General features: G+C 68.9%; 12 protein-coding genes. 4 read left to right on the forward strand and 8 right to left on the reverse strand.

What is annotated here, in order from left to right; all coding sequences use genetic code 11:
- Positions 1–11 precede the first annotated feature (11 nt).
- Both ACMAUO_RS09690 and ACMAUO_RS09695 read right to left on the reverse strand, forming a co-directional pair.
- On the reverse strand, positions 12–1,268 hold the full coding sequence (locus ACMAUO_RS09690; protein ID WP_420357251.1) for a lipase family protein: 1,257 nt from the start codon (positions 1,266–1,268) through the stop codon (positions 12–14).
- A 65-nt stretch (positions 1,269–1,333) separates the two neighbouring features.
- Positions 1,334–2,236 (reverse strand): class I SAM-dependent methyltransferase, encoded by a 903-nt coding sequence (locus ACMAUO_RS09695; RefSeq protein ID WP_420356694.1) that lies wholly within the window; start codon positions 2,234–2,236, stop codon positions 1,334–1,336.
- 321 nt (positions 2,237–2,557) lie between these two features.
- Between ACMAUO_RS09695 and ACMAUO_RS09700 the strand changes: the two genes are divergently transcribed.
- Positions 2,558–3,652 carry a Rieske 2Fe-2S domain-containing protein gene (locus ACMAUO_RS09700; RefSeq protein WP_420356695.1) on the forward strand — a complete coding sequence of 365 codons (1,095 nt, stop codon included), beginning with the start codon at positions 2,558–2,560 and terminating at the stop codon, positions 3,650–3,652.
- 72 nt (positions 3,653–3,724) lie between these two features.
- Positions 3,725–4,222 (forward strand): GNAT family N-acetyltransferase, encoded by a 498-nt coding sequence (locus ACMAUO_RS09705; RefSeq protein ID WP_420356696.1) that lies wholly within the window; start codon positions 3,725–3,727, stop codon positions 4,220–4,222.
- Positions 4,223–4,556: 334 nt separating this feature from the next.
- On the opposite strand, the gene ACMAUO_RS09710 is transcribed toward ACMAUO_RS09705, so the two are convergent.
- The 6 genes from ACMAUO_RS09710 to ACMAUO_RS09735 form a co-directional block, all read right to left on the reverse strand.
- Positions 4,557–5,525, reverse strand: coding sequence for a DMT family transporter (locus tag ACMAUO_RS09710; RefSeq protein WP_420356697.1), 969 nt, complete (start codon positions 5,523–5,525; stop codon positions 4,557–4,559).
- Between the two features lie 34 nt (positions 5,526–5,559).
- Positions 5,560–6,861, reverse strand: a complete 1,302-nt coding sequence (locus ACMAUO_RS09715) for a sensor domain-containing diguanylate cyclase (protein ID WP_420356698.1) — start codon at positions 6,859–6,861, stop codon at positions 5,560–5,562.
- Positions 6,862–6,940: 79 nt separating this feature from the next.
- Complete coding sequence (locus ACMAUO_RS09720) at positions 6,941–8,662, reverse strand: SulP family inorganic anion transporter (protein ID WP_420356699.1); 1,722 nt, start codon at positions 8,660–8,662, stop codon at positions 6,941–6,943.
- Positions 8,663–8,666: 4 nt separating this feature from the next.
- Entirely contained in the window at positions 8,667–10,091 is a 1,425-nt protein-coding gene (locus tag ACMAUO_RS09725) for a DUF2252 domain-containing protein (RefSeq protein WP_420356700.1), read from the reverse strand.
- Between the two features lie 67 nt (positions 10,092–10,158).
- Positions 10,159–10,464 carry a winged helix-turn-helix domain-containing protein gene (locus ACMAUO_RS09730; RefSeq protein ID WP_420356701.1) on the reverse strand — a complete coding sequence of 102 codons (306 nt, stop codon included), beginning with the start codon at positions 10,462–10,464 and terminating at the stop codon, positions 10,159–10,161.
- 6 nt (positions 10,465–10,470) lie between these two features.
- Complete coding sequence (locus ACMAUO_RS09735) at positions 10,471–11,094, reverse strand: hypothetical protein (RefSeq protein ID WP_420356702.1); 624 nt, start codon at positions 11,092–11,094, stop codon at positions 10,471–10,473.
- Positions 11,095–11,114: 20 nt separating this feature from the next.
- Here ACMAUO_RS09735 and ACMAUO_RS09740 point away from each other — a divergent pair, with 20 nt between their 5' ends.
- Together ACMAUO_RS09740 and ACMAUO_RS09745 are read left to right on the forward strand one after the other, a co-directional pair.
- Positions 11,115–11,399 carry a hypothetical protein gene (locus tag ACMAUO_RS09740; RefSeq protein WP_420356703.1) on the forward strand — a complete coding sequence of 95 codons (285 nt, stop codon included), beginning with the start codon at positions 11,115–11,117 and terminating at the stop codon, positions 11,397–11,399.
- Between the two features lie 278 nt (positions 11,400–11,677).
- Entirely contained in the window at positions 11,678–13,279 is a 1,602-nt protein-coding gene (locus ACMAUO_RS09745) for a carbohydrate porin (protein WP_420356704.1), read from the forward strand.
- The last annotated feature ends 84 nt before the right edge of the window (positions 13,280–13,363 follow it).

A 13,363-nucleotide genomic window follows, 5' to 3' on the forward strand; every position in this document is an offset into this window, starting at 1 on the left:
GCCCTTTTTCTCTATTTCTCTGATAACGCAGACATATTCTTGCCGGATTCCACCGGTCCGGCGGAGGCCGGGCGCGCAACCGGCGCGCAGTCCGGCGTAACGGGCGCGCCGCTCATGACCGCCCGGGTGAAGGATTCGGAATCCGGCAGCGACGCCATCACCGTCTGCCCATGATCCAGCCCGCGATAGAGATGGGCCTGCACCGTCGTGCCGGCCCGGCACGCATCGCGCACCAGCAGAAGCTGCCCCTGCGGCGCGACGTCACGGTCTTCCGTGCCCGTTCCGACGAAGAGCGGCGCGGCCAGCTTCAGCGTCGGGAAGGCCATGGTCTTGAGCGCGGGCGCCAGGACATGCGGCAGCGTCGGCCGGAAGCTGTTGGCCCGCGTCAGGCCGTCGTCGCGCACGATGTCGAGCAGGCCGGACAGGCATGTTGCCGATGCCGCGCGAAAGGCGCGCATCGCCCTGGGCGTGAACGCCGCCGACGGATCGAACGCGGGATCGAGACCGGCCTCGGCGGCCGCGATCAGCAGGGCATAGGCCACGACCGGGTCCGCCTGCCCTTTTGGGGTCTTGCCGGCGCCGCCGTGCGCGCCGGCCATGAGGGCCTTCGTGATTTCGGGCGTCATGTAGGGAATGCCGGTCGCGACCGTTCCCCTGATATCGAGCGTCGGCGCGTAGGCGGGTGCGTAGGACGCAGCGGCAAAGGCGGCGCCCGCGCCCTGCGACTGGCCGACGAGCATGATCGTATCGCGCAGGTCCGGCAGGCCGGCGAGTGCCGCGCGCACGCCGTCCAGCACGCTGTAGGCCTCGGCGCGGGCGTTGAGGTAGGGGTGCGTGCCGCCGGCGCCCAGCCCCTGATAGTCGGTCGCCACGATGGCGAAGCCGCGCCGCAGCCACGCACCCAGATAATCCTGGTCGCGCACCGAATGCGGATTGCGCGACGGCGCGCAGGCGGCGGCGATGCCCACCGTGCCATGCGCCCATGCCACGATCGGCCAGCCCCCCGGCGGCGGCGTGCCGGCCGGATAGATCACCTCGCCCGTCACGGGCACGAGGCCGACCCCGGTGACGCCGTCGGTGGAGAGATAGGTGATGGCCAGCGCCGGCCCCGACCCCGGAACGCCGTCGGCCGGGTCGAGCGGCGCCTGGTCGGTCAGCGTGCCGGCGGCGCGCACGGCCGGGGCGACGGATGCCGAGGATGCCGGGCGGGGCGGGGCCTGGCAGGCGGCGAGCGCGGGCATGAGCGCCGCCATCAGGAGGGATCGCATTCTCATTGAAACACCCCGATTGGAAAGATCCCGATTCCGGCTGCCGCGCCCGCCTGGCGCAGACATCAGCGCGCCGGCTTGCGGAATTTCAGCACGACCTGGTCGGTATGGCCCCGGATCGCGGGGTCGAACACCGGCAGGTCGTGGGTGTCGTCCGGATTGGCGAGCACCTTGCTCTCGCTTTCGAAATGGAAGCCCGCCGCCTCGACCTGCTGGCGGATGAGCGCCGGGTCGATCCGGTGCAGCTTCGCCACGTCGGCGCCCGCGCCCGGATTGGCCACATGGTCGATCACGATGAACACGCCGCCCGGACGCAGTGCCGCGAACACCGATTTGTCGAACGCCAGGGCGGCATCGGCGCCGGCGCCGTAATAGACGTCATGATAATTCTGCGCGGTCCAGACGAGGTCGAGCCGCCTGGGCACCTGAATCGCGTCCAGCGGCTGGACCAGGACCGAGACGTTGGAGAACACCGGCATGGCGGCGGTGGCCTTGACCGCATCCGCCGCCGTGGGCTTCTTCGCCACCAGCCAGGTCGGCACGATGGCCCAGACATGCCCCTCGCCACCGACCACGTTGCTGAACAGGCGCGTGAAATAGCCCTTGCCCGGCATGATGTCGGCGACGTTCATGCCGCGCTTCAGGCCGGCGAAGGCCAGCAGGCTGGCCGGCTTGCGGTTCTTGTCGCTGGCGATGTCGTCTTCCGGCCGGTCCTTGCTGGCGACGGCCGCCGCGATCCCGACCGCGGCGCCGCGCCGGCCCTGATAGACGGGCGACTGGGCGCATGCCGGCGCGATGGACGCGGCGGCAACGCCTGCGCCCACCATGACGGTCAGAAGAAGACTGCGAACGGCCATGCCCTGTTTCTCCATACCCGCGCCGCTGCGGCGCGCCGGCAGCCAGTCTGCCGCCTTGTCGGCCTCCGCGAGGCGCGAAGCCGGAGCCGGATGGCCCTGTCGGGACAGCATAAAACCGATCGGGAACAGGCGAAAGACCGGGAGCGCGGGTCAGCGTTCCCGATGGCGAGCCGGCCGCCGGCCAGCGGGCGGCGCCACCGGTTTCAACGACCGGCGCGCCCGATCGTTCCGGCGCATGACATTTCGAGAGCGATCCCTGATAATCGGACCCGACCCGGAAGACGCAGGCCCTCTGAAGCGCCGCCGCGCAGCGTGTCAAGCGGGGCGGAGGCTGCCGTTTCGTTTCCTGCAAGGCTCGGTTTCACAACTGGGGCGAGACAGGGACGTTGCCGAGGGAGGACAATGCGCGATCAGGAAAGAACCGGAACGGACATGAGCATGGACCAGATCACCATCACCGAGCGTGACACGGACGTCAGCACCGGGGGCCCCGACCTGCGCACGGTCGATTGCGACCCCGATTTCTGGTACCCCGTGGCCTGGTCGCATGAACTCAAGGCCGGCAAGACCATCGGCACCCGCTATGCCGGGCTGCCGATCGCCCTCGTCCGCCCCACCGAGGGCGCGGTCTTCGCGCTGGAAGATCGCTGCGCCCACCGGCAGGTGCCGCTGAGCAAGGGCACGGTGAAGGGCCAGGCGGTGCAGTGCTGCTATCACGGCTGGGCCTACGGGCGGTCGGGCCGCTGCATCGACGTGCCGTATCTGGGCAAGGGCAAGCTGCCCAACGGCGTGCGCACCTATCCCTGCCGCGAAGAGGGCGGGCTGATCTTCATCTTCCCCGGCGACCCGGTGCTGGCCGATTCGGTGCCGATGCCCCGGCTGGCGCATGTGGGCGACCCGGAATACCGCACACGGCAGTTCGGCCCCCGCGTGGCCTGCCACTACACCTTCATGCATGAGAACCTGATGGACATGAACCATCAGTTCCTGCACCGCCGCCAGATGGGGCAGATCCGCGCGCGCTTCCTGGGCCAGGACCGGGGCGAGAATTTCGTCGAGGCCCGCTACAGCTTCGCCCGCACCGATACCCACCAGCCCCTGGCCGAGGCCCTGATCTTCGGCCGCCACCGCGACCTGAAGGGCAAGGAGCAGCCGGTCGAGGAAGTAGTGACGATCCGCACCGAATATCCGTACCAGACGCTGAGCATCGTCGACAAGGACGGCGACCTGATGATGGATCTGTGGGTGGCCTACGTGCCGCAGAGCGCCGACCAGCGCACCAGCCGCGCCTTCGGCCTGCTGTCGGTGCGGCGGCCGAAGATTCCGTTCCTGATCGACCTGATCTGGCCGGCGCTGGCGGTGTTCACCAACCGGATCTTCGAGGAAGACCGCGAGGTGGTGGAACTGGAGCAGCAGGCGTGGGACGCGCAGGGCGGCGACCGGAACCGCGAGGTCTTCCCCGTGGTCAACCACCTGCGCGCGCTGCTGGCGCGGTGCGGCCAGCCGGGGCAGCTTGCGCGGCGATAGGCCGCGCCTCCTCGCCCTGGCGCGCGCAGGGGTCTATGGTGCCGGCCGCGCTCCCGCGACGAGGAATTCCGCATGCTGATCCGCCCGATGAGGCCCGACGATTTCGACATGGTCTGGCCCATCCTGCGTGACATCGCCCGCGCGCGCGAAACCTATGCGCTGGACCCCGAACTGGACCGTGTGGCGGGCTGGGCGTTGTGGGGTGAGGCGCCGCGCGCCACCTTCGTGGCCGAACGCGACGGCACCATTCTGGGCAGTTCCTACATCAAGCCCAATGCCGCCGGGCCGGGCGACCATGTCTGCAATGCCGGCTTTATCGTGGCGCCGGCGGCGCGCGGGCAGGGCGTGGCCGCCGCGCTGTGCGCGCATGCGCTGGCAGAGGCCCGGCGGCTGGGATTCACCGCCATGCAGTTCAACATGGTGGTGGCCAGCAACCAGGTTGCGATCCGGCTCTGGCGCCGGGCCGGGTTCCTGATCGTCGGCACCCTGCCCGGCGCCTATCGCCACGCCACGCTGGGGCCGGTGGATTGCCACGTCATGTTCCGCACACTCGACGACCAGGCGGCCTGAACAGCCGGTCTGCCGGCGATCCGACGCGCATTTCCTGCGCTTCGGTGCTCATGGCCATCACGGCCACTCCGCTCCGATGCTCAGAAATACACGCCGGGCGTGCCGCCGGGCGGCACTCTCGCTCGGCAGACCGGCTGTTCAGGCCGCCTGCCTTCACAATATCAGGACGGTTCGGGGGCCGGCTTGCCGGCGATCCGACGCGCATTTCCTGCGCTTCGGCGCTCATGGCCATCACGGCCACTCCGCTCCGATGCTCGGAAATACACGCCGGGCATGCCGCCATGCGGCACTCTCGCTCGGCAGACCGGCTGTTCAGGTCGCCTGCCTTTACATATCAGGACGGTTCGGGGGCCGGCGTGCCGGCGGCCGGGCGATGGACGGCCATGCCCGACAGCACGCTGGCGCAGACCAGCAGCATGGCCGCGATTTCGATCGTGCCCGGCAGGCGCCGCTCCCACAGGAAACCGTAGAGCAGCGCGAACAGGGTCTCGAACAGGATCATCTGCCCCGCCAGCGTCAGCGGCAACAGGCGGCTCATGCGGTTCCAGAAGACATTGCCCACTATGGACACCAGGAAGCCGGTGCCGGCCATCACGGCCACGAACCGCGCCCAGTCCCGCCCGCCGGCCGTGCCCGGCGTCCCGAGCAGGAAGGCGGGCCCCGCGACCAGCAGCGCCAGAACGCCGGTGGCGCCGCCGGTCAGCAGGTTCCACTCCTGCGCCGAGACATGGTGCAGCCGGGCCAGCCAGCGCTGGTTGATGACGGCGAAGGCCGCCCAGGACAGCATGGCACCGAGGGCAGACAGCCAGCCAAGCAGCGGCGCACGCCCTGCCGCCGGACCAGCAGGGCCGATCGCCCCCCAGCCGATGCAGGCGATGGCGGCGAGGCTGAACAGCAGCGAAGGCGCCAGCCGCCATAGGGACACCGCGCCGTCGTCACGGCTGCCGACCAGCGTCAGCACCGATGGCAGCAGGCCGATGATCAGCGAGGTGGCGGCGATGCCGCCCAGCCGCACCGCATAGGACAGCAGGACATAATACAGGATGTTGCCCAGCAGCCCGAGCAGGAACAGGACGCGGATTTCCCGCCGCCCGACCGTCGCGCGCACCGTCGGCCAGCGCGGTGCCAGCGCGACCAGCGAGAAGGCGCCATAGGCCAGATAACGGCCGATCGAGACCTGCAACGGCGTGAAATCGCCCGCCAGCGCCGGTGCGAGGAACCCCAGCGCCCAGAACGCGCCGGCCGCCACGCCGTATGCCAGCCCCAATCCCAGTCCCGACCCCGCCGTCGGCATGGCCGTCATGGACCGCTCCTCGGCCCGCATGCCCCGGAGCCTCTCAGCCCGCATCCTCGGTGAAGGCCAGCCGGTTGCGGCCCGCCTGCTTGGCCTCGTACAACGCCTTGTCGGCCCGCGCCAGAACCTGCTCGCCATTCCGGTCGGTGGTCAGCATCGCGGCAATTCCGATGCTCACCGTCAGCGAAATGGCGACATCCTCGAACCAGGCCTGCGTCTCCGCGATCTCGACACGCAGGCGTTCGGCGATGCGGCCGGCTTCGGCCAGGCCGACATTGGGCAGGCAGACGGCGAATTCCTCGCCGCCCATCCGCCCGGTGATATCATTGGACCGCAGGACGGACGACATCATCGCCGCGACGTGGCGGATGACCTCGTCGCCCGCCGCGTGGCCGTAGCGATCGTTGATCGACTTGAAGTGATCGACATCGATCATCATCACCGCCACCCGGTCGAGCCGCGCCTGCACCAGGCCGGACCACGTCTTTTCCATCCGCTCGAGGAACGCGCGCCGGTTGGGCAGGCCGCTGAGATGGTCCAGCCGCGCCAGATCATGAAGCTGCTGCTCCATTTCCATGCGCTCGGTCACGTCCGTCACCAGGCCGTGCCACAGCGTGTCGCCGTTCGGCAGGCGGGCCGGCCGGGCGTCGATCTGCCGCCAGCACAATCCCCGCGTCGGCAGGTCGACGCGAAAGATGCACTGCCAGGGCACCAGGTCGCGCTGCGATGCATCGAGCGACGCATGGTACATCGCCCGGTCGTCGGGGTAGATGCGCTGGTGAATGGAGGCGGTGCTGGTCGCCACGTCGGCGGCCGTCAGCCCGAAGATCTCGCCGATGCCGGAACTGACATAGGTCATGCGGGCCTCGCCGGTGGGCGCGCGCCGAGATTCGAAGATCATCCCCGGAATCTGGTTGGTCAGGTTGGCGACCAGATTGGTGCTCTGCCGCAGCCGCTCGGCCATGAGACGGGTCGAGGTGATGTCGGCGGTCGTGCCGACCATGCGCAGGGCCCGGCCCTGTGCATCGCGGCTGATGACCATGCCTCGGCTCAGCACCCATTTGTAGCTGCCGTCCTTGCAGCGCAGCCGGTGCTCGACCTCGTAGACCGAGGTGCGCCCGTCGAAATGGTCCTGCATGGTTTCCCGGACGTAGGCCAGGTCGTCGGGATGAATGCGCTCGTGGGCGTCTTCTATCTGCTGGGAAATCTCGCCGCGCTCATAACCCAGTATTTCGAGCCAGCCGATCGAATACCTGATCTTGCCGGTAATGACGTCGCGGTCCCAGATGCCGGTCCCGCTCCCTTCGATCGCCAGTGCCATGACGTCATGAAAATCATCCACCATGCGCCATCAAACCCCGCATATCCCCCAATCGCACTCATACCCGACCTTGTCCGTCTCGGAAACAGGGGGACTGGCATGTTCATATTGTGGAGCGGGCCGCACCCTCTGCCCGGACGATGGCGCGGCCGGCGCGGATCGCGGGATGCAAGGCGGTGAAATAGGAGTCCGCGCCGGCCACCGCCGTAATCCGGTGCCGGTCCATGTCGGCGCGCAGATAGGGCGAAACGCGGCCGAACAGCACATGCACGCCCCGCCCGCGCAGTTCCGCCAGCAGGTCGCGCAGCGTGCCGGCGGCCGAGAAGTCCAGATCGGTGATCGCGCTGGCATCGACGATCAGGCAGCGCAGGGGGGTGGGCGCGCTGTTGACCAGCAGCCGCGCGTCATCCGCGAAGCGGGAGCAATTGGCGTAGAACAGGTCCGCGCCGAAACGATAGATGACCAGCCCGGCTTCGGTCTGCATGCCCGGCCCGACCGGTACCGGCTCCAGCATGCCGGTGGCATCGTCGACCAGCAGCACCATGCTGTGCGGACGATAGCTGTGGCGGACATGGCGGAACAGCGACAGCGCGATCGCCAGGAAGATGCCCTGCTCCACCCCCACCCCCACCACGGCGGCACCGGTGACCACGGCCAGGCGGAACTCGCCGGGGCTCTCGCGCCGGATGGCCAGCAGGCCCCGCCAGTCGATCATGCCGGCCGCGACGCTGAAGACGATGGCGGACAGCACGCAGCGCGGCAGGTCGCGCAGCGGCCCGGTCAGCACCAGCAGCACGACCAGCGTGACCAGCGCGAACACAAGCTGCGCGCGCTGGCTGCGCGCCCCCGCCCGCAGGGCCATCGCCGTCTGGGTGGGGCTGCCATTGACCACGAAGGCGCCGGTCAGCGCGGCGGCGGCGTTGGCGGCGGACAGGCCCAGGATATCGGCGTTCTCGTCCACGCTTTCGTGGCAGCGCAGGGCGAAGGCGCGCGAGGTCGCCGCACTCTGCGCGATGATCACCACCACGCAGGAGCCCGCGACCGGCAGCAGCGCCAGCATCTGGTTCCACGTCACGTCCGGCAGGACCAGCGACGGCAGGCCGCCCGCGATGGGGCCGATGACCGCCACTCCATGCCCGGCCAGGTCGAACACCCGGCTGGCGGCGATGGCGCCCACCACCGCGACCAGCGCCATCGGCGCGCGCGGCACCAGCCGGCCGGCCGCCAGGATCAGCGCCACCACCAGCAGCGAGAGGCCGGCGCATAATCCGCTGGCCGCCGGCAGCCCGCGCGCGACCTGCGCCAGTTGCGCCAGCGGATTATGCGCCGGGGCCGCCACGCCCAGCATGTCGCGCGACATGGCGATGCACACCTGCACCCCCACCCCGGCAAGGAAGCCGACCAGCACGGTGCGCGAGAAGAAATCGGCCAGGAACCCCAGCCGGAACAGCCGCGCCCCCAGCAGGAAGGCCGCCGCCAGCCATGCCACCGCGCCGACCAGCGCCACGTAGCGCGGGCTGCCCGCCGCCGCCATGCCCGCCAGCCCGCTGGCGATGATGGCGGCGGTGGCGGAATCGGCCGCCACCACCAGATGCCGCGACGACCCCAGCACCGCGAAGGCCACCAGCGGCAGCAGCACGGTGTACAGGCCCGTGACCGCCGGCATGCCGGCGATGGCGGCATAGCCCAGCACCTGTGGAATGTTCATCGAGGCCAGCGTCAGGCCGGCCAGCGCGTCGCTCCAGCCACCTCCTGCGCGCAGGCGCGCCAGCAGGCCCGTGGGCGCCAGGGCCGCCTTCAGTCCCGGCCCGGTTCCGGCTGCCATGATGTCAGACCCCTCCATCCCCCGCCGGCAGGCGCCCGGCGGCGATCGCCTTGCGGAACGCCTCCCAGTCGCGGCGGGTCTGCACGGCATACAGAGACGAGAATCCGCCGATGGCATCGGCGAAGGCCCGGCCGCGCCCCAGATAGGCGGCCAGCGCCACCACGTCGCCGGTGCGGGCATGGGCGCGGGCCAGCGCGCGGCCGCAGAGCGGCGCGTAATCCGCCAGCCCTTCCTGCGCGACCTCGGTGCCGATGGCGGCGAGGCGGGAATCCTTGAGGCGGCGGACATAGAACTGCCGCCCGGCCCCCGAAAGGTCGTGGCGGGCGTCCTCCGCTTCGTCCTGTCCCTGGGTGTGGGTCCAGCCCAGGAAGGCATCCGATGCCGCCTGCATCATGCGCTGGCCGGTGACCACCCGCTGCCCCTGATTGCGGAAGACCGAGACCCCGGCATGGGGCGCGAGCACCGAATCCTGCGCCTCCTTGATCTGGAGCAGCAGGCTGTCGCCATCGGCGGTGGCGAACAGGCCGATGGCGCAGAACGTGCCGACGCTGCCGACCCCCACGACCTTGAAGATCACGTCGCGCAGGCGGTACTGCGCCAGCAGGATGGCGCGCTCGGGCGGCTGGGTGGCGACATAGCGGGCGAAGGCGTCGCGCACGCTCTCGTCATGCGCGGGCAGGCGCATGACCAGCGGCGGCTTTTCGCGCAGGGAAGGCATGCCGCCATTGTCGGCCACCAGGCCGAAATGGCGCCGGGCGCTGTCCATGCGTTCGGCCAGCAGGGTCCGCGCCCGGCGCCGTGCCCGGCCGTCGGCGAACGCCTCGATCGCGGCGGCGAGGTCGATCCGGTTGGTCCAGATTTCCAGCGGCGTCAGCGGGGCCAGCCGCGCCATCTCGGCCGCGTAGGCCCGCGCCGCCAGCACGGCCAGGGTGCGCGCCGCGCCGTCCGCAAGCCCGGTCTCCTGCCCCGCCAGCACCAGCGAGGCCCCCAGGCGCTTGATATCCCATTCGAAAGGCGCGGGCAGGGTTTCGTCGAAATCGTTGATATCGAAGACCGGCGCGCCCTCGGGCGAGGCATAGGCGCCGAAATTGGCCAGATGGCAGTCGCCGCAGGCCTGCACCCTCGGGCCGGTCCAGGCCGTCTGCGCCAGATCCGCCGCCATCACGGCGGCGGCGCCGCGCAGGAAGGCGAAGGGCGAGGCCGCCATGCGCCGGTAGCGGATCGGCAGCAGGCCGGCGATGCGGTCCTGCCCCTGCCGTTCCAGGATCGCCACCGGGTCGGCGCGGCCGGGCGGGGGCGCCCAGTCGGCATGCGCGCCGCGCGGCAGGCTGTGGCGCAGGGCGCGGCCGCCGGCATGGCGTTCCCGTCGGGTGGCGGCGGCCCGGCTCAGGGTCGGGAAATCGGCGGGGTAAGCGGGATGGGCAGTCATCGCCCGATTTTCGCAAGTCGGGGGGCCGCCGTCACGCGCAAAACATCGCCCCCTTCCCTGCGGATTTTCAACCCGGCGGCTGGTCGACCAGCCGCCGGATCGCGTCGAGATAGGTGATGAAGGCGGCGCGGCCGCTGTCGGTCAGGATCAGCCGCGTCAGGGGGCGGCGGCCGGCGAAGCCTTTCTCCTGCACCACGTAGCCGGCATCCTCCAGCTTGCGCAGATGGGTGGACAGATTGCCGTCGGTCACGCCCAGATGGGTGCGCAGCGCCGTGAAATCCGCCATTCCGGCCGAGGACAGATAGGCCATGATGCCCAGCCGCACGCGGCCATGGATCACGTCGTCGATCTGCCCGATATCGAAATTATCCATGACCCGTCAGGCCGCCCGGCCTTCGCGGCGCAGCAGGACCCAGCCCGGCAGCGCCACCAGCAGCAGGATCAGCAGCCCGTAGAGCAGCAGGACCGCCGGGCTGTCGATCGTCGCGGCCACGGCCAACGCGCCGGCGAAGGCCCCCGCCGCCACCATCCGCAGCCAGGCCTGGCCCGCGATGAAGGCGGTGGCGCTCCACCCCGCCCCGTACACCGCCAGGATCACCGAGGGAAACATCACCCAGACGATCGGCGTGCCGCTGCGCCAGGCCAGGATCATGCCCGCGAGGAACATGACGCCGATCCCCGTGCCCAGTCCGCTCCACATCATGCCGATGGCGCGGTTGACCATGACCACACTGCCGGGGCGGCCGGGCTGCGCGCGGTTGAGGAACCAGATCACCGGCAGATAGACGACCATCGCCGCCAGCCACACCCAGACCTGGGCCTGCGGCGGCAGGATTGTGTGCCCGGTCGCGACCGCCCAGGCGACGAAGCTGGCCAGGCCGAACACCAGGCCGGCGCTGAGGAAATAGGGGCCGCTGGTCAGCGGCGCGCTGCGCCCGGCCTCGGCCAGGGCACGCATGAAGGTCAGGTCGTCATGCAGCGACGTGTCGGTGCGGATGGTCATGGGAGCCTCGCAATGGTGCGGTGGACGATGCGGTGGATAGGAGCCGCCTTGTGCCGGCGGGAACAGGAGGAAAGCTAAAACAAATCACTCTCTATTTCAAAGTTATTTTTTATGAAAATCGCGTCGTGTGCTCCCGACGTATCGTGGTGCTGTTCAGGCTCATCGAACCGCGCGCGCTGCCGATCATGACGCTGGCCACCGCCGTCGCGGAACCACGCCGGCCCGTGCATGTTTATGACGCGCAAGACGCCGGATTCCCGCCCCGCGTCGAGATCACGTTCCGTGTGAATGGCGCGCACCCATGAAAATTATATTCTCACATATCAACTGCAAAGATAAAAATTTTCCACGGATCATATCGGACAACATAAAAGGTCATCGCGCGGGGTTTTCTCGATGCTCACAAAGGCATGAAATGAATTTTCTGAGTTTTGGGGTAGAATTTCTCAATAAAAATAAATAGAAAATACAGATGATGTGGACAAAATCACGCGGCAATGCCCCATCCGCGATGCGCCCCGCCCCCATTCTCCTTGGAAAGGACTGTCCTTTTGCCCGATCGGCCCCGACAAGATACGAAAGCGTGACCGATCTTTCCGGGGCCCGGCCGAAGCACTCCATTTCATTGAACGATATTACCCGCACAGGCGCCCGCATGGGGGCCCGCGCCCTGCGTGCCCTCTCCCGCCGGCTGACGGCCACGCGGCCCCGCGCCGGCCTGGCGGCCCTGGCGCTGGCGGCCGCCTTTATCGCGCCCGGCATGCCGCCGGCCCGCGCCGCCGACCAGGATGCCCCGGCGGCCTCGCCCCTCGCCCGGCCGGTCCAGACGGCGGCGGAAACCCAGCCGGTCGGCAACCTGGAACAGACGATCCCCGGCTTCCTGCAATCGGCCTATGGCCCGCCGTCCTTCGGGCCGCCCTACGGCACGACACATGCCTTCGGCGAGTGGGGCGGCGTGCAGCCCTGGCTGCAGAAGCATGGCGTCTATGTCGCCTTCGATGTCTATGACGGCATTTCGGGCAATGTCTCGGGCGGCAAGCGGCAGAGCTACACTCTGGCGGGCCAGGTCGGCGCCACGGTCGATATCGACTGGCAGAAGCTGCTGGGCGCGGGCGCGTGGTCCGAGGACCTGTGGCTGCATACGCTGGCGGTCAACGGCAACGGGCAGAATCTCAGCCGGCTCTTCGGCGATAACGGCAACCAGGTGCAGCAGATCTATGGCGCGCGCGGCAACGTGGTCGCGCATCTGGTCTGGGCCTATTTCGAGAAATCATGGCTGCACCACAAGGTCGACCTGGCCGTCGGGTGGATGCCGACCGGGACGTTCTTCAACAATTCGCCCTGGGTGTGCAGCTTCATGAACGTCTGGCTGTGCGGCAACGTGACGCCGACGAAATACCTGACATCGGGGCGCGACTGGCCGTCGGGCAATATCGGCGCGGTGCTGCGGCTGATGCCGACGCGCCATTTCTACGTGATGGGCGGGCTGTTCGCCGTGTCGCCGCATTCATACAATGGCGGCATTTCCGGCTGGGCCTGGGGGCAGGACAATCTGGGCAAGCTGGGTACCGAAGTGGAAGTGGGCTGGCTGCCGGAATTTGGCCCCGACCATCTGATCGGCCATTACAAGGTCGGCGTGCTGTATGACAATTCGCGCTATGACAATCTGTACGCGGACGGCAACGGCCAGCCATGGATTGTGACCGGGCTGCCGCCCCGCCGGCAGAGCGGGCAGACCTCGGTGTGGGTGCTGGCGGACCAGATGCTGATCCGCCACGGGCCGGGCGAGTCGAACGGGCTGGTGCTGGCCGGGCAATATTCCTATGCCGACGGCAAGACGTCGCAGATCAACCATCATCTGGTCGCCGCCCTGCTCGATACCGGCTATCTGTGGGGCCGGCCGCTGGACAGCGTGGGCATCAACTTCCAATGGGCCAATTTCAGCCGCAGCGCCATCCAGTCGCAGGAAGCGGCGGCGGCCTATGGCGTGCCGTTCCAGGGATCGAATTTCGGCACGCCCTACGGCATCCAGGGCCATGAAAACATCTACGAGGCCTTCTATTCGGTCCATGTGATGACCGGCGTGTCGCTTCAGCCCGATTTCCAGTATGTCAATCATGTCGGCGGGACGACGGTGTTCAAGGATGCCGTGGTTCTCAGCACCGCGCTCAACGTGCTGTTCTGACGCCGGGCCGGGCCGTGGCGGGGACCCGCGCGGCCCGGGGCGCGATGCATGCTCCATCCGCCGTCCTGAAACAGCAAGACAGGA

This window comes from Gluconacetobacter brunescens, assembly GCF_048695475.1.
Taxonomy (GTDB): Bacteria; Pseudomonadota; Alphaproteobacteria; order Acetobacterales; family Acetobacteraceae; genus Gluconacetobacter.